Source organism: Streptomyces sp. CA-111067 (assembly GCF_050956065.1).
Taxonomy (GTDB): Bacteria; Actinomycetota; Actinomycetes; order Streptomycetales; family Streptomycetaceae; genus Actinacidiphila.
In genome coordinates this window covers 7,219,177-7,236,694 of the sequence record NZ_CP192103.1, presented here as the reverse complement: position 1 = coordinate 7,236,694, position 17,518 = coordinate 7,219,177, and the positions used below count along the sequence as shown (strand labels likewise).

General features: G+C 73.5%; 13 protein-coding genes. 4 read left to right on the top strand and 9 right to left on the bottom strand.

What is annotated here, in order from left to right; all coding sequences use genetic code 11:
* Positions 1-12: 12 nt before the first annotated feature.
* Positions 13-1,407, bottom strand: coding sequence for a M16 family metallopeptidase (locus tag ACQPW6_RS32125; RefSeq protein ID WP_433893217.1), 1,395 nt, complete (start codon positions 1,405-1,407; stop codon positions 13-15).
* A gap of 227 nt (positions 1,408-1,634) precedes the next feature.
* On the opposite strand from ACQPW6_RS32125, the gene ACQPW6_RS32120 reads away from it, so the two are divergent.
* Both ACQPW6_RS32120 and ACQPW6_RS32115 read left to right on the top strand, forming a co-directional pair.
* Positions 1,635-4,088 carry a DNA gyrase/topoisomerase IV subunit A gene (locus ACQPW6_RS32120; RefSeq protein WP_433893216.1) on the top strand — a complete coding sequence of 818 codons (2,454 nt, stop codon included), beginning with the start codon at positions 1,635-1,637 and terminating at the stop codon, positions 4,086-4,088.
* A gap of 378 nt (positions 4,089-4,466) precedes the next feature.
* On the top strand, positions 4,467-5,414 hold the full coding sequence (locus ACQPW6_RS32115) for a sucrase ferredoxin (protein WP_433893215.1): 948 nt from the start codon (positions 4,467-4,469) through the stop codon (positions 5,412-5,414).
* 7 nt (positions 5,415-5,421) lie between these two features.
* Here ACQPW6_RS32115 and ACQPW6_RS32110 read toward each other — a convergent pair whose 3' ends face one another.
* From ACQPW6_RS32110 to ACQPW6_RS32085, 6 genes are all read right to left on the bottom strand, one after another.
* A complete protein-coding gene (locus tag ACQPW6_RS32110; protein WP_433893214.1) occupies positions 5,422-7,125 on the bottom strand; it encodes a solute symporter family protein in 1,704 nt (567 codons plus the stop codon).
* Positions 7,122-7,592: a DUF485 domain-containing protein gene (locus tag ACQPW6_RS32105; protein WP_433893213.1), complete on the bottom strand. Its 471-nt coding sequence runs from the start codon at positions 7,590-7,592 to the stop codon at positions 7,122-7,124. Before ACQPW6_RS32105 ends, ACQPW6_RS32110 begins: the two co-directional genes overlap by 4 nt.
* A 95-nt stretch (positions 7,593-7,687) precedes the next feature.
* Positions 7,688-8,374 carry a response regulator gene (locus tag ACQPW6_RS32100; RefSeq protein ID WP_433894720.1) on the bottom strand — a complete coding sequence of 229 codons (687 nt, stop codon included), beginning with the start codon at positions 8,372-8,374 and terminating at the stop codon, positions 7,688-7,690.
* 8 nt (positions 8,375-8,382) lie between these two features.
* The gene (locus ACQPW6_RS32095) at positions 8,383-9,537 is read right to left on the bottom strand and encodes a sensor histidine kinase (RefSeq protein ID WP_433893212.1); all 1,155 of its coding nucleotides are present in this window, start codon (positions 9,535-9,537) and stop codon (positions 8,383-8,385) included.
* Positions 9,534-10,010, bottom strand: a complete 477-nt coding sequence (locus tag ACQPW6_RS32090; protein WP_433893211.1) for a DUF1453 domain-containing protein — start codon at positions 10,008-10,010, stop codon at positions 9,534-9,536. Before ACQPW6_RS32090 ends, ACQPW6_RS32095 begins: the two co-directional genes overlap by 4 nt.
* Before the next feature lie 73 nt (positions 10,011-10,083).
* A complete protein-coding gene (locus ACQPW6_RS32085; RefSeq protein WP_433893210.1) occupies positions 10,084-11,169 on the bottom strand; it encodes a sigma-70 family RNA polymerase sigma factor in 1,086 nt (361 codons plus the stop codon).
* 165 nt (positions 11,170-11,334) lie between these two features.
* Between ACQPW6_RS32085 and ACQPW6_RS32080 the strand changes: the two genes are divergently transcribed.
* The gene (locus ACQPW6_RS32080; RefSeq protein WP_433893209.1) at positions 11,335-12,786 is read left to right on the top strand and encodes a DHA2 family efflux MFS transporter permease subunit; all 1,452 of its coding nucleotides are present in this window, start codon (positions 11,335-11,337) and stop codon (positions 12,784-12,786) included.
* A 12-nt stretch (positions 12,787-12,798) separates the two neighbouring features.
* On the opposite strand, the gene ACQPW6_RS32075 is transcribed toward ACQPW6_RS32080, so the two are convergent.
* Together ACQPW6_RS32075 and ACQPW6_RS32070 are read right to left on the bottom strand one after the other, a co-directional pair.
* Entirely contained in the window at positions 12,799-13,326 is a 528-nt protein-coding gene (locus ACQPW6_RS32075; RefSeq protein ID WP_433893208.1) for a hypothetical protein, read from the bottom strand.
* A gap of 100 nt (positions 13,327-13,426) precedes the next feature.
* On the bottom strand, positions 13,427-16,396 hold the full coding sequence (locus tag ACQPW6_RS32070; RefSeq protein ID WP_433893207.1) for a tetratricopeptide repeat protein: 2,970 nt from the start codon (positions 16,394-16,396) through the stop codon (positions 13,427-13,429).
* 85 nt (positions 16,397-16,481) lie between these two features.
* Here ACQPW6_RS32070 and ACQPW6_RS32065 point away from each other — a divergent pair, with 85 nt between their 5' ends.
* Positions 16,482-17,447 (top strand): hypothetical protein, encoded by a 966-nt coding sequence (locus tag ACQPW6_RS32065; protein ID WP_433893206.1) that lies wholly within the window; start codon positions 16,482-16,484, stop codon positions 17,445-17,447.
* The last annotated feature ends 71 nt before the right edge of the window (positions 17,448-17,518 follow it).

Here is a 17,518-nt window from a genome sequence, read left to right as displayed (position 1 = left end):
TGGCGGTGTCGCTCACGCTTCGCCCTCTTCCTGCTCGGTCTCTTCCGCGGCGGCCTGCCCGGCCGCCGCCTCGTCGGAACCCTCGCCGTCCGAGCCGGCCTCTTCGGGGCCGCCGGTCGGCTCGTACACCAGGACGGCGCGGTTGTCGGGCCGCAGCCGGGCCGCGGCCACCGCCTGGACCTCCTGCGCGGTGATCGACAGCACCCGGTCGACGGCGGTCAGCGCGAGCTGCGGGTCGCCGAACAGCACGGCGAACCTGCACAGTTCGTCGGCCCGGCCGGCCACCGTGGCCAGCCGGTCCAGCCACTCGCGCTCCAGCTGGGCCTGGGCCCGCTCCATCTCCTCCGCGGTGGGGCCCTCCTCGGCGAACCGGGCCAGCTCCTCGTCCACCGCCGCCTCGATCGCCGTCAGTTCGACACCGCTGGACGCCTTCACGTCCAGCCAGCCGAGTGACGGGGCGCCGGCCAGCCGCAGCAGCCCGAAGCCGGCCGTCACCGCGCTGCGGTCGCGGCGCACCAGCCGGTTGTGCAGCCGGGACGACTCGCCGCCGCCGAGCACGGTGAGCGCCAGGTCGGCCGCGTCGCTCTCCCGGGAGCCGTCGTGCGGCAGCCGGTAGGCGGCCATCAGGGCGCGCGAGGGCACGTCCTCCTCGATGACCTCGCGCAGCTGGCCGCCCATGACGTCGGGCAGCGAGCCGTCCCGCGGCTGCGGCTTGCCGTCGTGCGCGGGGATGCTGCCGAAGTACTTCTCGACCCAGGCCAGGGCGCGCTCCGGGTCGATGTCGCCGACCACCGCGAGCACCGCGTTGCCGGGCGCGTAGTAGGTGCGGAAGAACGCCTGCGCGTCTTCGAGCGAGGCCGCGTCGAGGTCGGCCATCGACCCGATCGGGGTGTGGTGGTAGGGGTGGCCCTCGGGGTAGGCGAGCGCGGTGATCCGCTCGAACGACGTGCCGTAGGGCACGTTGTCATACCGCTGGCGGCGCTCGTTCTTCACCACGTCCCGCTGGTTGTCCAGGCTCTCCAGGTCGAGCGCGGTGAGCAGGCTGCCCATCCGGTCGGCCTCCAGCCACAGGGCCAGTTCGAGCTGGTGGGCGGGCATGGTCTCGAAGTAGTTGGTCCGCTCGAAGCTGGTGGTGCCGTTGAGCGAGCCGCCCGCGCCCTGCACCAGCTCGAAGTGCCCGTTGCCGTGCACGCTGGCCGAGCCCTGGAACATCAGGTGCTCGAAGAGGTGGGCGAGGCCGGTGCGGCCCTTCACCTCGTGGCGGGAGCCGACGTCGTACCAGAGGCAGACCGCCGCGACCGGGGTGAGGTGGTCCTCGGAGAGCACGACCCGCAGTCCGTTCGCCAGGCGGTGCTCGGTGGCTGTCAGGCCGCTGGAGTGTGCCTCCGGCGTGGCCGTGTGACCCATGGGCAAGCTGTCCTTCCGGTCGCTGCTGTGTGACTGCGTAGAGTGCTGCCACTCTAGGGAAGCGTGCCCGCTGTCCGCGAAGTTCCCGGGAGGCGGCGCGCTCACACCGGGTCGTGGTACGGGATGTCGGCGGTGCGGTCCACAATGGTCGGCGTCGGTCCGCACCCGGTCGCGACGATGAACACCCGGTGCAGACGAACCGGTCCAGACGAAGGAGCGCCGCCGAGATGGCCCGCCGCACGACGAAGACCCCGCCGCCACCGGACGACGGTTTCGAGGAGCGCATCCTCGACATCGACGTCGTGGACGAGATGCAGGGCTCGTACCTCGAGTACGCCTACTCGGTCATCTACTCCCGGGCGCTGCCCGACGCGCGCGACGGCATGAAGCCGGTGCACCGCCGGATCGTCTACCAGATGAACGAGATGGGCCTGCGCCCGGACCGCGGCCACGTCAAGTGCGCCCGGGTCGTCGGCGAGGTGATGGGCAAGCTGCATCCGCACGGCGACGCGTCGATCTACGACGCGATGGTGCGGATGGCCCAGCCGTTCTCGCAGCGGCTGCCGCTGGTCGACGGGCACGGCAACTTCGGCTCGCTCGACGACATGCCGGCCGCGATGCGCTACACCGAGGCCCGGATGTCCGGCCCGGCGCAGCTGATGGTCGAGTCGATCGACGAGGACACCGTCGACTTCGCGCCCAACTACGACGGCCAGGAGCAGGAGCCGGCCGTCCTGCCCGCCGCGTATCCGAACCTGCTGGTCAACGGGGCCTCCGGGATCGCCGTCGGCATGGCCACCAACATGCCGCCGCACAACCTCGTCGAGATCATCGCCGCCGCCCGGCACCTGATCCGCTACCCCAACGCGGACCTGGACGCGCTGATGCGGCACGTGCCGGGCCCCGACCTGCCCACCGGCGGCCGGATCATCGGACTCGACGGCATCCGGGACGCGTACGAGACCGGCCGCGGCACGTTCAAGATCCGCGCCACCGTGGCGGTGGACGACGTCACGCCGCGGCGCAAGGGCCTGGTGGTCACCGAACTGCCGTTCAACGTCGGCCCCGAGAAGGTCATCGCCAAGATCAAGGACATGGTCGGCGCGAAGAAGCTCCAGGGCATCGCCGACGTCAAGGACCTCACCGACCGGGCGCACGGCCTGCGGCTGGTCATCGAGATCAAGAACGGGTTCAACCCCGAGGCGGTGCTCGAACAGCTCTACAAGCTCACGCCGATGGAGGACTCGTTCGGCATCAACAACGTGGCGCTGGTGGACGGCCAGCCGCTCACCCTCGGCCTGCGCGAGATGCTCCAGGTCTACGTGGACCACCGCTTCGAGGTGGTGCGGCGGCGCAGCGAGTTCCGCAGGACCAAGCGGCGCGACCGGCTGCACCTGGTGGACGGCCTGCTGGTCGCGCTCGTCGACATCGACGAGGTCATCGCGATCATCCGGGCCAGCGACAACGCGGCCCAGGCCAAGGAGAGCCTCAAGGAGCGGTTCGGCCTCTCCGAGATCCAGACCCAGTACATCCTGGACACCCCGCTGCGGCGGCTCACCCGGTTCGACCGGATCGAGCTGGAGTCCGAGCGGGACAAGCTCAACGCGGAGATCGCCGAGCTGACCCGGATCCTGGACTCCGACCCCGAGCTGCGCAAGCTGGTGTCGGCCGAACTGGCCGCCGTGGCCAAGCAGTACGGCAACGAGCGGCGCACGGTGCTGCTGGAGTCGGCGGGCGTGCCGGTCACCGCGGTGCCGCTCGAAGTCGCCGACGACCCGTGCCGGGTGCTGCTGTCCTCCACCGGGCTGCTCGCGCGCACCGCCAACGGTGACGCGCTGGACGCGGCCGGCGCCAAGCGGGCCAAGCACGACGTGATCATCTCCGCGGTGCCGACGACGGCCCGCGCCGACGTGGGCGCGGTGACCTCGGCCGGCCGGCTGCTGCGGGTGACGGTGATCGACCTGCCGGTGCTGCCCGCCACGGCGGGGCCGCCGACGCTGGCCGGGGGCGCGCCGCTGTCGGAGTTCCTGTCCCTGGAGGACGGCGAGCAGGTGCTGTGCCTCACCACGCTCGACGAGTCCTCGCCGGGGCTGGCGCTCGGCACCGAGCAGGGTGTGGTGAAGCGGGTGGTGCCCGAATACCCGTCGAACAAGGGCGACTTGGAGGTCATCGGCCTCAAGGAGGGCGACCGGCTGGTCGGCGCGGTGGAGCTGCGCACCGGCGAGGAGGATCTGGTCTTCATCACCGACGACGCGCAACTGCTGCGCTACGCGGCCTCGCAGGTCCGCCCGCAGGGCCGCCCGGCGGGCGGCATGGCGGGCATCAAGCTGGCCGACGGCGCGAAGGTGATCTCCTTCACCGCGGTCGACCCGGCGGTGGACGCGGTGGTGTTCACGGTGGCCAGGTCCGAGGACGGCACGCTGGACGGCGCGGCCGAGGGCACGGCGAAGCTCACCCCGTTCGACCAGTACCCCCGCAAGGGCCGCGCGACCGGCGGCGTCCGCTGCCAGCGCTTCCTGCGCGGCGAGGACGGCCTGATCTTCGCCTGGTCCGGCCCCACCCCCGCCCGCGCCGCCACCTCCACCGGCGCCCCCGCCGACCTCCCCCCCAAGGACCCCCGCCGCGACGGCTCCGGAGTCCCCTTGGTCAAGCCGATCACCATGATCGCGGGCCCGGCGTAGCGGCGCGGGGAGCAGGCGTGGAGTGGCGCGGGGCTGCATCCGATATGCGGCTCCGCCGCGCGGGCGCGATCAGCCCCGGCCGACGGGCAGGCCCCGGCTGGCGGACGGCCCCCGGCCAGGGGGCGCCCCGGCCGGGAGGCGCCCCGTTAGGGGCGCGGGACTGTATCTGATACGCGGCTCCGCCGCGCGGGCGCGATCAGCTGCGGCCGGGGGGGCGCCCCGACAGGGGCGCGGGGAACTGCGCGCTCAGCCGACCACCGGCCGGGGGCCCGGAGGGGACCGGGGGATCCTCCCCGGGGGGACCCCCGGTCGGCGCCGCGCTGGCGCACCTGGGGACTCCGGCTGCCCGCCGCAGGCGGCGAAGCTACGATCAAGCCCGTGAGCACGTGCACCCGGTCCTCCGCCGACCTGCAAGAGCCCGTCACCGCCACCGCCGCCCCCGCGAGGACCTGGCTGCTGATCGAACAGGCCGGCCCCTGGGGCGCCAAGGCCCTCACGTCGAGCCACCTCGACCAGGCGGTGGGCCGCGAGCTGGACCGGCTCAGCAAAGGCACCGGCGTCCGGGTCGGGCTGATCCGCCGCCCGGGGCGGCACGCCGATCCCCCGCACGCGGGAGGCGCCCACACCCGCCGGCACGTGATCCTCGCGCACACCGCCCCGCACGACCCCTGGGTCCGTACCACCGACCTCACCACCCCGGCCGACCTCACCGAACTGGACTTCGCCGCCCTCGGCGCCGGCGCGCACGGCGGCTTCGGCGGCCCGCACGAGGGGCCGCCGCTCACCCTGGTCTGCACGAACGGCAAGCGGGACCGCTGCTGCGCCCTGCACGGCCGCCCGCTCGCCGCCGAACTCGCCGCGTCCGGCGGCAGTGAGGTCTGGGAGACCAGCCACCTCGGCGGCCACCGCTTCTCGCCGACCGTGCTCGTCCTGCCGTACGGCTACCTCTACGGCCGGGTGAACGCCCACCACGCCAAGGCCGTGCTGGAAGCGACCCGTGCCGGCCGCGTCGTCATCGACAACTGCCGCGGCCGGTCCGCCTGGGAGCGCCCCGGCCAGGCCGCGGAGCTGGCCGTGCGCGCCCTGACCGGCGAGGACCTGGCCGCCGCCCTCACCGTGCGGCACACCGAACCGCTGCCCGCACCGGCCGGAGGCTGGACCGTCCAGGTCGCGCACACCGACGGCCGGGCCTGGCAGGCCACCGTCGAGGCGACCGCGGCCCAGCCGCCGCGCCCGGAGAGCTGCGGGGCGGCGCTCGGCAGCCCGTCCGTCATGAACGTCACGGCGATCGAGCCGGTGACCGACCCGTTCCAGGGCCTGTCCTAGGCGGCCTCTAAGCCGCCCCGGCCCCGGTCAGCGAACGCACCTCCGTCTGCGCGTACTTGCCGGCGTCCGCCTCCTCGGGCGAGAACACCGTGCCCAGCCAGCCGGCCAGGAACCCGAGCGGGATCGAGATCAGCCCGGGGTTCTCCAGCGGGAACAGATGGAAGTCCACGCCGGGGAAGAGCGCGTCGGGCCGCCCGGAGACCACCGGGGACAGCACGACGAGCAGCAGCGCCGGCACCAGCCCGCCATAGATCGCCCAGATCGCCCCCCGCGTGGTGAACCGCCGCCAGAACAGCGAGTACATCAGCGCGGGCAGGTTCGCCGACGCGGCGACCGCGAACGCCAGGCCGACCAGGAACGCGATGTTCTGGTCCTGCGCGAACAGGCTCAGCGCGATGGCCACCGCCCCGATGCCGACCGCCGCGATCCGCGCCACCCGTACCTCGTCCTGCTCCATCGCCCCGTCCGTGCCGGGCTCTTCGGCGCCGGCCTCCTGGGCCCGCCGCCCGCGCCTGCCGTGCCGCCCGGGCTGCCGGGCGGGCCGCCGCAGCGTGGCGTACAGGTCGTGGGCGACCGACGCGGAGGACGACAGCGTGATCCCGGCGACCACCGCGAGGATGGTCGCGAACGCCACCGCGCCGACCACCGCGAACAGCACGGTGCCGCCGGTCGTTCCCGACCCGCCGCCCAGGATCTCCGCGAGCAGCGGCACCGCCGTGTTGCCGGCGGCGTTGGACGACCGGACGGTGTCCGTGCCGACCAGCGCCGCCGCCCCGAACCCGAGCACGATCGTCATCAGATAGAACGCACCGATCAGCCCGATCGCCCACACCACCGAGCGCCGCGCGGAGCGCGCGGTGGGCACCGTGTAGAAGCGCGACAGGATGTGCGGCAGCCCGGCGGTGCCGAGCACCAGCGCCAGGCCGAGGCTGATGAAGTCCAGCCGGGAGGTCCAGCTCCCGCCGTACTTCAGGCCGGGCGCCAGGAACGAGTGGCCGTGCCCGCTGCCGGCCGCGGCGGACCGCAGCAGCCCGTCCAGATTCCCGTGGAAGCGCACCAGCACCATCACAGTGAGGGTGATCGTGCCGCCCATCAGCAGCACGGTCTTGACGATCTGGATCCAGGTGGTGGCCCGCATCCCGCCGAAGGACACGTAGAACACCATCAGCGCCCCGACCCCGATCACCGTCCAGGTGCGGGACACGGTGCTCTCGCCGCCGAGCAGCAGCCCGACCAGGCTGCCCGCGCCGACCATCTGCGCCACCAGGTACAGCACCGACACCACCACCGAGGCGGTGCCCGCGGCGATCCGCACCGGCCGCTGCTGCATCCGCGCGGACAGCACGTCCGCCAGCGTGTAGCGCCCGCAGTTCCTGACCAACTCCGCCACCAGCATCAGCACGACCAGCCAGGCGACGAAGAAGCCGACCGAATACAGCAGGCCGTCGTAGCCGAACAGCGCGATCAGCCCGGAGATGCCGAGGAAGGAGGCCGCCGACATGTAGTCGCCGGCCAGCGCGAAGCCGTTCTCCAGCGGCGAGAACAGCCGCCCGCCGGCGAAGAACTCCACCGACGAGCTGCGCCGCCGGCCCGCCCACGCCGTGATCGCCAGGGTCACCGAGACGAACAGCGTGAACAGCACGATCGCCAGGCCCTGGTGCTCTCCCGCCGAATCCGCCAGGTAGCGGCCGGCCGCCTGTCCGCCGCTCAACGCACCCGCTCCTGACCGGTCCTGGTGGCCAGGGTCCACCGCAGGTCGAGCGCCGCCCGGTCCCTGCGCAGCCTGGCGTGCCGCGCGTAGGCCCAGGTCAGCAGGAACGTGGTGGCGAACTGCGCCAGCCCGGCGACCATCGCCACATTCACCTCGCCGGCCACCTGCCGGGCCATCAGCCCGGGCGCGGTGGTCGCGGCCACCACATAGAGCAGGTACCAGGCGACGAATGCCCCCACCGCCGGAAACGCGAACTTCCGGTACCGGTCGCGTACTTCCCGGAACGCCTCGCTCTGCTGCACCTCCAGGTACACCGCGGCCGGGTCGGCGACCGGCTGCGGGGCGGCAGCGGCCGGCGCAGTGTCGGGGGCCGCCTGATCCGGGACCCAGAGGCCGTTCGCCGTCGCGTCGTGCCACGGGTCGTTCACCCGCAGCGCCCCCGGGTCGCCCCCGTCGTGCTTGTCCACCGAACTCTCCTCGTCCCACCGGCCGGGCGGCCGTGCGCCCAAGCATGGACAGAGTGGGAAGATCCAGGTCCAACAAGCCCGAAACGTTCACCCCATCAGGTGATGCCGTGCCGGTAGGCGTATCCGACCGCCTGAGCGCGGTCCCGCACCCCGGTCTTCGCGAACAGGTTGTTGATGTGCGTCTTCACGGTGGCCATGCTGACCTGCAGTCTTCCGGCGATCTCCGCGTTGGACAGCCCGGCCGCGACCAGCCCGAGCACTTCCGCCTCACGGGCCGTCAGCCCGTCCGGCAGCGTGGCCGGCCCCGCCGTTCCCGCCGGGCCGCCCGTTCCCGGCGGGCCGCTCGTTCCCGCCAGGCCGTCCGCCCCCGGCCCGGCGGCCGACAGCGCGTCGAGCACCCTGCTCTGGATCGCCGGGGACAGTCCCGCCTGGCCCGCCGTCACATTGGCGATGGCCCGGGCGATCTCGTCACTGTCGGCGTCCTTGGTCAGATATCCGCGCGCCCCGGCCCGCAGCGCGGGGAAGAGCGAGTCGTCGTCGGCGTAGGTGGTGAGGACGACCACCTGGGTGGCCGGATACCGGGTGCGGATCCGCCGGGTCGCCTCCACCCCGTCGCAGCGCGGCATCCGCAGGTCCATCAGCACCACCTGCGGCTGCTGCTCCGCCACCACCCGCACCGCCTCCTCCCCGTCGCCCGCCGACCCGACCACCTCGATCCCGGGCAGCAGTCCCAGCAGCGTCACGATCCCCTCTCGTACGATCCTCTGGTCGTCCACGACCACCACCCGCGTCACGCGGGAACCCGCAAGCGCACCACGAAGCCCTCCTCGGCCGGTCCGGCGTCCAGCGCGCCGCCCAGCAGCTCGGCGCGCTCCCGCATCCCCCGAAGACCGTAGCCCGAGCCGGATGCCTCCAGAGAGTTATCCACAGGCGACCTGCCACCGAAGTCCCGGAACTCCAACTCCACCTCGAGCGGCCGATAGTCAAGCCGCAGCGCGACGAGGGCCCCGGGCGCGTGCTTGCGCACATTGGTCATCGCCTCCTGCGCCACCCGCCGCACCGCGAGGCCCGCCTCGGCCGGCAGCCGGCGCGACTCCCCCCTCACCTCCAGCCGGGCGCCCTCGGAGGCCACCAGCTCCTTCAGGAACTCCTCCACCGGCGCCATCTCGCCGCGCAGCGCGGACAGCGCCTGCCGGGTCTCGGCCAGCCCCTCCCTGGCCATCCGGCGGGCCGCGACCACCCGTTCGAGAACCACCTCCTGCTCGGCGCCCCGCTCGATCAGCAGCCGGGTCACCTCCAGATGCACGGTCTGCGCGGACAGGCTGTGCGCCAGCACGTCATGGATCTCCCGTGCGATCCTGGCCCGCTCGGCCAGCGCCGCCGACTGCGCCTCCGCCTTCCGCGCCGCCCGCTCCTGCGCCAGCAGCCGCTGGGTGTTCCCCCTGGACTCTGCGTCCAGCCGCGCGGTGTATCCGGCCAGACCGAGGCCCGCCGACGTGACCGTGACGACCAGCAGGCTGTCCTGACTCTGCGTCACCGCGAAGGCGACCAGCGCCCCGGCCGCGAGCGGCACCCCCACGGCCAGCGGCAGCCGCTCGATGGCCAGCACCGCGCAGCCGCACCACAGCACGGTGGCCGGCACCCGGGCGCCGAGCAGGGCGGTCAGTTCACCGCCGGCCATCAGCAGCAGGATCAGCCCGACCGCCGGCCACAGCCGGTGCCGCAGCGTGACCCGGGAGTACGCCAGGACCGCGGCATACGCGGCCGCCACACCGGCCAGCGAACCGGCGATCTGCCAGCCGTTCAGCCCCTTCGCGTTGACGATCCCCCACACCGCCACGGCCACCAGCACCAGCCGGGTGGCGCGGCCCAGGCCCCGTCTGGACCGCGCCCGTCCCTCGCGGGAGAGCGCCTCGGGCGACGGCCAGGAGATCCAGCTGCTCATGAGGCCGTACGGTACGACGGCGAGAGGCTCTGGGCACGTACGAGCAGCACGCCGCTGCGGATCAGCAGGGTGACGGCGACCGCGAGCAGGATCGAGCCCGATCCCTGGTGCACGCCCCGCGCCGCGGCGACCCCGTACAGCCCGGCGCGCAGGGCTATGCCCAGCACCCAGACGGTGATCGTCGCCTTGGTGCCCTGCGACCACACCGCCCCGTCGGCCTTCGTCCACATCCGGGTGCTGGCGGCCCAGGCGATGCCCATGACCGCGCCCACGGCCAGTTCGGCGGCGAACAGCGCTATCGCCTCGTCGTGGTGGTGCGAATCGATCAGCCCGCCGCCGCGCACCGCCAGCACGATCATCACCCCGGGGATCAGCCACCACCGGCCGCCGCCCACCTGGGTCGCCCGCAGCTGCCGGGCGATCACCAGGCCGATGACCGCCAGGACCACCAGGACATTGACCAAATCGGACATGACAGCCGCCTCCGAAGCGCGTCGCGTGGACTCCCAACGTCGTCGAATCTACGGAACATCGCAGGTCAGCGGATCAAGCCCCGGGTGGAAAAGTGCTCTCCACCCGGGGGTGGAGACCGACCTCGGGCGGCAGCCCGAAACGCGGCAGCAGGCTCGCGTCGTGGAAGCCCACCACGTGCGAGATCCCGGCCTCGGTGAGCGTCAGGACCTGGATGGAGGAGGCCGCGCCGTCGCGGTAGTAGCCGAAGGCGGGCATCCCGTTGGCGGCGGTGGGCAGCAGCCTGCTGCCGCCGGGCCGCGGCGACCAGCGGGCGGCGACCAGCCGCAGCACGCTCTCCCGGCCCAGGTACCACGCCTGGACCGGCGGCATCTCCCACACCGTGTCGTCGGTGAGCAGGCCGCCGAGCGCGTCGATGTCGGCGTTCTCGAAGGCGCTCACATAGCGGTCGAGGAGTTCCCTGCGGCGGGCGTCGGACGGCTCGGCGACCTGGTCGCTGGCCGGTGCCAGCCGCTCGATCTGCGCCCTGGCCCGTTGCAGCGAGCTGTTGACCGCGGCGGGCGTGGTGCCCAGCAGGTCGGCGACCTCGGCGGCGTGCCAGCCCAGCGCCTCGCGCAGGATGAGCACCGCGCGCTGCTGCTGCGGCAGGTGCTGCAGCGCGGCGACGAAGGCCAGCCTGATGCCCGCGCGGGTGGCGACGACCGCCGCCGGGTCGTCGGAGGGCGCGGTGAGCAGCCGGTCGGGGAACGGCTGCAGCCAGGTCGCCTCGGGCGCCCGCTGGTTCGCCCGCGGCAGCTCCTCGGCCGGGTTGCCGAGGCCCGAGGGCAGCGCGCGCCGGCTGCTGTGCCGCAGCGCGTTCAGGCAGGCGTTGGTGGCGATCCGGTACAGCCAGGTGCGCGGCGAGGAGCGCCCCTCGAAGCCGTCCCAGGACCGCCAGGCCCGCAGATAGACCTCCTGGACCAGGTCCTCGGCGTCGTGCAGCGCCCCGAGCATCCGGTAGCAGTAGGCCAGCAGCTCGTCCCTGAACGGCTCGGTCCTGCGGGTGAACTCCGCCCCGGGCTCGCCGGTGGCTCCGGGCCCGCCGGTGACTCCGGCCCCCTCCGCGGCCCCGGCCCCCTCCATGGCCCCGATCTCCTCCGTGGCCGTCATCTCCTCCGCCATCTCCTCAGCTCCCTCGCTCCCTGGCTCCTGGCGCCCTCTTCGGACGAGGCACATCCCCTCGGTGTACCGACACTCCGGCGGCCGGAAAGTCATCGGCCCCAGCCGATGAATCCGCGCCGCCCACCTGTCTGTATCGGTGTGGACTCACCAATTGCCGGAGGAACGATGAGTACGACGACGGGCACGGAGAGCAGAACGAGCGCATGGGTGCTGGCCCTGACGTCGGTGGCGTCGCTGATGATGGCCCTGGACGCCACCGCGGTGACGACGGCGCTGAGCCGGATCAGGGTGGATCTGGGCGCCTCGATGGCGCAGCTCGAATGGACGATGAACGCCTACAGCCTGACCTTCGCGGTGCTGCTGATGACCGGGGCGGGCCTCGGTGACCGGTTCGGCCGCAAGCGGATGTTCGTGGTCGGGGTGACGCTGTTCACCGCCGCGTCCGCGGCCTGCGCGCTGTCGCCCGACGCGGGCCGGCTGATCGCCGCGCGGGCGGTGCAGGGCGCCGGGGCGGCGCTGGCGATGCCGCTGGCGATGGCGCTGCTCAGCGCGGCCTACCCGCCGGAGCGGCGGGCCCGGGCCCTGGGCGTGTTCAGCGGCCTGACCGGGCTCGCGGTGGCCGGCGGACCGGTGGTCGGCGGCGCGATCACCCAGGGCATCGCCTGGGAGTGGATCTTCTGGCTGAACGTTCCCATCGGGCTGGTCATGGTGCCGCTGGTGCTGCGCCGGGTGCCGGAGAGCAAGGGCGCGGCAGGCCGGTTCGACGCCGGCGGCCTGGCCCTGGTGACGCTGGGGGCGCTCGGCCTGGTGTGGGGCCTGATCAGGGCCGGCGACTCGGGCTGGACCGGGGCGCTCACGCTGGGCTCGCTGATCGGCGGCGCGCTGCTGATGGCGGCGTTCGTCGGGTGGGAGCTGCGCTCGAAGGCCCCGATGGTGCCGATGGGCCTGTTCCGCTCGGCCGGGTTCGCGGCCGGGAACGCGGCGGCGCTGTTCATGTACGCCGCGCTGTACGGGGCGCTGTTCTTCGTCGCCCAGTTCCTGCAGACCGGGCGGGGCGAGGAGCCGCTCAGCGCAGGACTGCACATGATCCCCTGGACGGCCGGCGTCATCGTGGTCGCGCCGCTGGCCGGCGCGCGGGTCGGCCGGATCGGCTCTCGGGTGCTCACCGCGACCGGGCTCGCCCTCCAGGCGGCCGGCATCGGCTGGTTCGCCCTGGCGGCCGACACCACCGTGCCCTACTGGCAGTTGATCGCGCCGATGATCGTGGCCGGGGTCGGGGTGAGCATGGCCATGCCGGCGGCGCAGATATCGGTCATCAACGCGGTGGCGCCGCCGCAGATCGGCAAGGCGTCCGGCGTCTTCAACACGCTGCGCCAGTTCGGCGGGGTACTGGGCGTGGCGGCGGCGGCCCCGGTGTTCACCGCGCTCGGCGGATACGGTTCCGCGCAGGCGTTCATCGACGGCTTCGGCCCCGCCATGGGCCTGGCCGCCGGCCTGTCGGCTTTGGGAGCGCTGTCCGCGCTGTTCATCCCGGGCCGCAAGGCGACCGCCCCGCGGATGCCGGCCCCGCAGGTCAGCCCGCCGGGCGAGCGGGACCGGTTGAGCGCCACCAGGTAGCCGCTCCCCCGCTCAGGAGCCGCTGGACGCGGTCTGGTTGACCGCGCCGACCCCCGGCATGCCGCGCTCCAGGCCCCGGACCTTGGACAGTTCGTCGTAGATCCGGCTGAGCGCCTCCTGCCGGACGCCGGGAGGCAGCAGCTGGGCCTGGTCGACCCGGTCGAGCAGGATGGCGTACCGCGAGCGCATGTTCAGGTGCCAGCGCCAGCGGGCGCCGAAGTCGAGCGCCCTGGCCACGGCGATGAGAAAGGTGGCGATCCCGGCGGCCACGCGCGCCCACAGCGCGTGGCCGTCCGGGATCACGGTGGCCGCGGTCGTGGCGGCCATCGCGGCCATGGTGCTGCCGTTGTGCAGCAGCGAGTCCCGCTTCCCGCCGTGCGGCCGCATCGCCGCCCGGATCGTCGCGGTCAGCCGGGCCGACTGCTCGCCGAGGTCGCCGCCCGAGCTCCCTGCCGCGGCGCCGCCCGGGCCGCTCGCCGCGGTGTCGCCCGCGCTGCTCGCGGGGGTCGCGCCGGGTCCCCCGGCGGAGGTGGCGGTCATGTCGTCTCCCGAATCCTGTCCTTCGAACCCTCGAACCCTCGAACTCTCGAATCCTCAGACCCGCAGACCCTCAGATCCCCGACTCCCGACTCCCGGCTCCTCAGCCCGTCCTGCCGTCCCAGCCGCGCCGCTCCAGCGCGTCGAGCACCTTGGCCGTGGCCAGCGTCGCCGGGTCCTGCGCGCCGAGCGTCCGGCGCTGGTCCTCCAACAACTGCCGTGCCAGCACGGCCGCTTCGCCGAACCTGCGGTCCTGGACCAGGTAGGCGACGTGGTTGGAGCGGACGGTGAGCGTGCGATGGTGCTCGTCGCCGTAGATCTCCCGTACCGCGGCCAGGTCCTCCGCGCACAGCGCGATGGCCCGGCGGAAGTCGCCGCCGGCGGCGATCATCGCCACCAGGTTGGTCCGCGCGGTGAGCAGCGCCGGGTGGTTGCCAGGCAGGTGCTCGGCCATGACCGGGACGAGCCGGTCGAGCGCCTCGCGGGCCTCGTCCGTCCTCCCCTCCTCGTTGAGGCGGTAGGTGATGTTGAGCCGCATGAGCAGGTACCGGGAGTCGTGCTCGCCGAGCACCCGGGCCGCCCGGGGCAGCAGCCGCTCCAGGTGTTCGCGGCCCAGCTTCGGATCGCGCTCGCCGAGCAGCCAGGCGACCGTCTGCTCGGCGCCCAGGGTGTCCGCGTGGTCGGCGCCGTGGACGGATTCGACGTCCCGCACCAGCGTGTAGGCCCGGTCGAGGCGCAGGTCGACGTCGCCCGCGTCGTCCCACCTGACGAGGTCGTGCCGGACGGTGAGGCTCGCCTGGTGCAGCGGCCCGAGCACCGCCTCGCAGTCAGCGGCCAGGTCACGCGCCAGCGCCAGCGCGGCGGTTCGCTGCCCGGTCTCCTCGATCCAGGTGATCTCGTTGTTGCGCGCCGCGAGCGCCTGGTCGCTGCGGGCGCCGAACTCGGCGGTCAGCCGCGGCAGCCACGTCCGCCAGCGGGCCAGGTTGTCGGCCGGCCTGACCGCGGTACGGCACATCAGGCTGTGCGCCACCGCGGCCTTCCGCCCGCCGCTCCACAGGTGCTCGGGCTCGGCGGCGAGCGTGTAGTCGAAGGGCTGGGACCCGTGGGCCCGGGTCTGGTGCGGCACCGCGCGGGTCAACGCGTCGGCCAGGGCGCCGTGTCCGTCGCGGACGTGGATCCGGCGGTGGGCGGGCGGCGCGGCGGGGCGCGCGGGGCCCGAGCCGCCGAACGGGTCGAAGCCGTCCGGCAGATCGAGCTCGTCCAGGTCGTCGAAGTCGTCGGCGCCGTCGAGGTCGTCGCCCGCGGACAGGTGCTCGGCGAGTGCGGCGTGGAAGAGGCCGACGCGCTCGTCCGCGGTGCCCGCCCCGGCCCGTACCAGCAGTCCGCGCAGCCGCACCAGGACGTCGTGCACCCGGTGGGCCGGGGTGGGTCCCGCGAGGCCCGCGGCAGCGTCCGCCAGCAGGGGCAGCGGCAGCACCGGGCCGGAGCCCGCCGCCGCGAGCACGGTCAGTACGGCGTCCAGCAGGTCGTCCGCCCGCGCCGGATCGGCCTTCGCGGAGTCGACGGCCCGGTCGAAGGCGGCGCCCAGTGTGGCCGGCAGCGCCGACGCGGACGGAAGGCCCTCGGCGACGTCGGCGAAGGTCCTGGCGACCAGCCAGTTGCCCTGGGCGCGCTGCTGGATCGCGGTGTGCAGGTGGCCGGGCAGCCGGCGCCGGGTCAGGTACGCGGCGATCTCCGCGTCGGTGGCGGGTCCGAGCACGATCTCCCGCGCGCCGGCGGGCAGCCGGGTGCCGGTCCTGGCGGTGACGATCAGCGTCACGTGATCGAGGCCCTCCCCGGTCACCAGGGCGTCGAGCGCGTCGTGCACGGGGTCCCGGACGGTCTCGGCCAGCTGGTCGAGACCGTCCACGACCAGGACCACCGGCCGGCCGAGGAAGCGCAGCGGGCCGAGCACCTGCGAGCGCAGCGCGTCCAGGGTCGCCAACTCGGCCTCGGAGGTGCGGTCCTGAAAGGCTGCCACCGCCAGGGCGTATCCCGGCAGCCGCTCCAGGGCCCGGCTGACTCCGGCGGCCAGGCTCTCGGGTGTGGTGGCCGCGGTGATGACGGCGGTGGCGTCGACCCGCCGCGCCCGGGGCCGTATTCGCGCGCTCTCCGCCGCGCCGTCCGCGGCCTCCGCCGCCCGGTCGAGACCGGCCGCGGCGTGGACGAGCGCGGCGGCGCAGCCGGACTTGCCCTGCCCGGCGGGCGCGGTGACCGCCAGTGCCCGCGCCCCGTCAAGTCGCCGCAGCACCGCGTCGATCTGGGCGGTCGGCTGGTACCAGGTGAGCAGGTCGGCGAGCTGCTCGTCGCCGTCCCGGTCCCTCGCCGGGTTCAGCGACAGCCACAGCGAGGGGTCGGAGTAGCCGACGTCCGTGCCGCGGTCGAAGACCCGGTGGTCGGGCCGCTGCGCCCGGCACATCTCCCGCAGCCGGGGCAGCGCCGACGCGGCCGTCACGAACCGGCCCTGCGGGCGGTCGCCGGCGGCGAGCAGTTCGGCGAGCGCAGTGGTGAACGCGCAGCCGTAGGCGGGTCCTGACTCCGTCGAGACCAGCACCTCGAACCGCTGCCCGGTGGCCTGCGCCACCCTCGCCAGCGTGTGCCCGAGCCGTTCGAGGACATGGCCCGACTCGCAGGCGTCGATGATGAGCACCAGGCCGTCCACACCCGGGTGTTGCGGCAGCAGTTCCGCCAGGAATTCGCCGACCGCGAGCGCCGAATCCGGCTGCCCGTCCACCGAATTCAGCGCCATCAGATAGAAGTCGGATTCGTCGGCGAATCCGTGGCCGGTGAAGGAGACGAACAGGGTTGCCCCGGCTTCCGACGCTCTCGCTACGGCATCCCGGATACCGGACCGCAATAACGCCACTTCGGGGTCGATGACCAGTGAACGCCCTTCCGCCAGCGCCGGTTCGCAGCCGCCGAGAGTGGGATCGGTGAAACGCGCGTGGAGTTCGGTGGCGGCCCGGCGCAGGCCGGGAAGCTCGGCCCGGTCAGCGCACTGCGAACCGATGTGCAGGCATCGCCGTTCTCCCATGCCGCCGAGTCTGGCATGGGATGATGTGCCGTGTCAGACGCTTGTCATGACAGGGCGTCAGGGTGTGTGGCGAGGGGGGCGCGGGGTGGCCGAGATAGTGATGGTGCACGGAATCGACCACGAACACGACACTGCTTCCGCGCTGGAGAACGAGTGGCTTCCCGCGCTTGCCGGCGGGCTGGCCAAAATCGGCAACGAGGAACTGGGCAAGGCGTTGTGGAACCGCGGCGGGGCCGGATCGGTGGACGCCCGGATGGCTTTCTACGGCGACCTCTTTCTCACCCCGGAGGGAGAAGGGCTCAGCCCCGAGCAACAACGCGAACTCGCCCGGCGGAACGACACCGTCGACCGCGCCACCGCCATATCGCTGCTCAGTAATGCGACGGCCTCGGAAGATCCGCGTGATCGCGCCGTCGCCGCCGAGGAGCTGCCCGGAATCCTGGCCCGTCCACCGGACGAGATGGGTGTCGGGGAGGCCCGTGACCGGGTCGCGCAGGCGCTGCTGCGGCTGCCCTACTTCGGCGGGGCGGCGATGGGCGCGGCGGGGGTGGTCAAGCCGCCGGTCCGGCAGATCTCCCGGTACCTCAACGAGTCCGCGCTGCGGCGCGGCATCTTCGACCGGTTCAACAGCCTGGTCGACGACCGGACCCGGGTCGTCATCGCCCACTCGCTCGGCTGCGTCATCGCCTACGAGGCCCTGGTCGAACGGGCGGAGGCGCGCAGGTCCGAGCGCATCGACCTGCTGCTGACGCTCGGCTCGCCGCTGGCTCTCGGCCCGGTCTACAAGCGGCTGAGCCGGAGGCCGCGGCAGGCACCCGTGCTGGTACGCCGCTGGGTCAACATCGCCGCCATGAACGACACCGTCGCCGCGCGCGGCGACCACACCCTGCGCTTCCCGGACGCCTATCCGCACGATCCGGCGCGCCGGGTCGAGATGACGGACGTGCCGGTCAGGGTCGACAACGGGTCGGTGTCGCACGCCTGCGTGCGGTATCTGGCCAAGAAGGTGTGCGCGTACCACGTGGAGAAGGCGCTGACCGGCTCGCGGTGAGCCGGCCAGGACCGGGGCCCGACCCGCACCGGCCCCGTACGGCCGACCGAGGCCCCGACCCGTACGGCCGA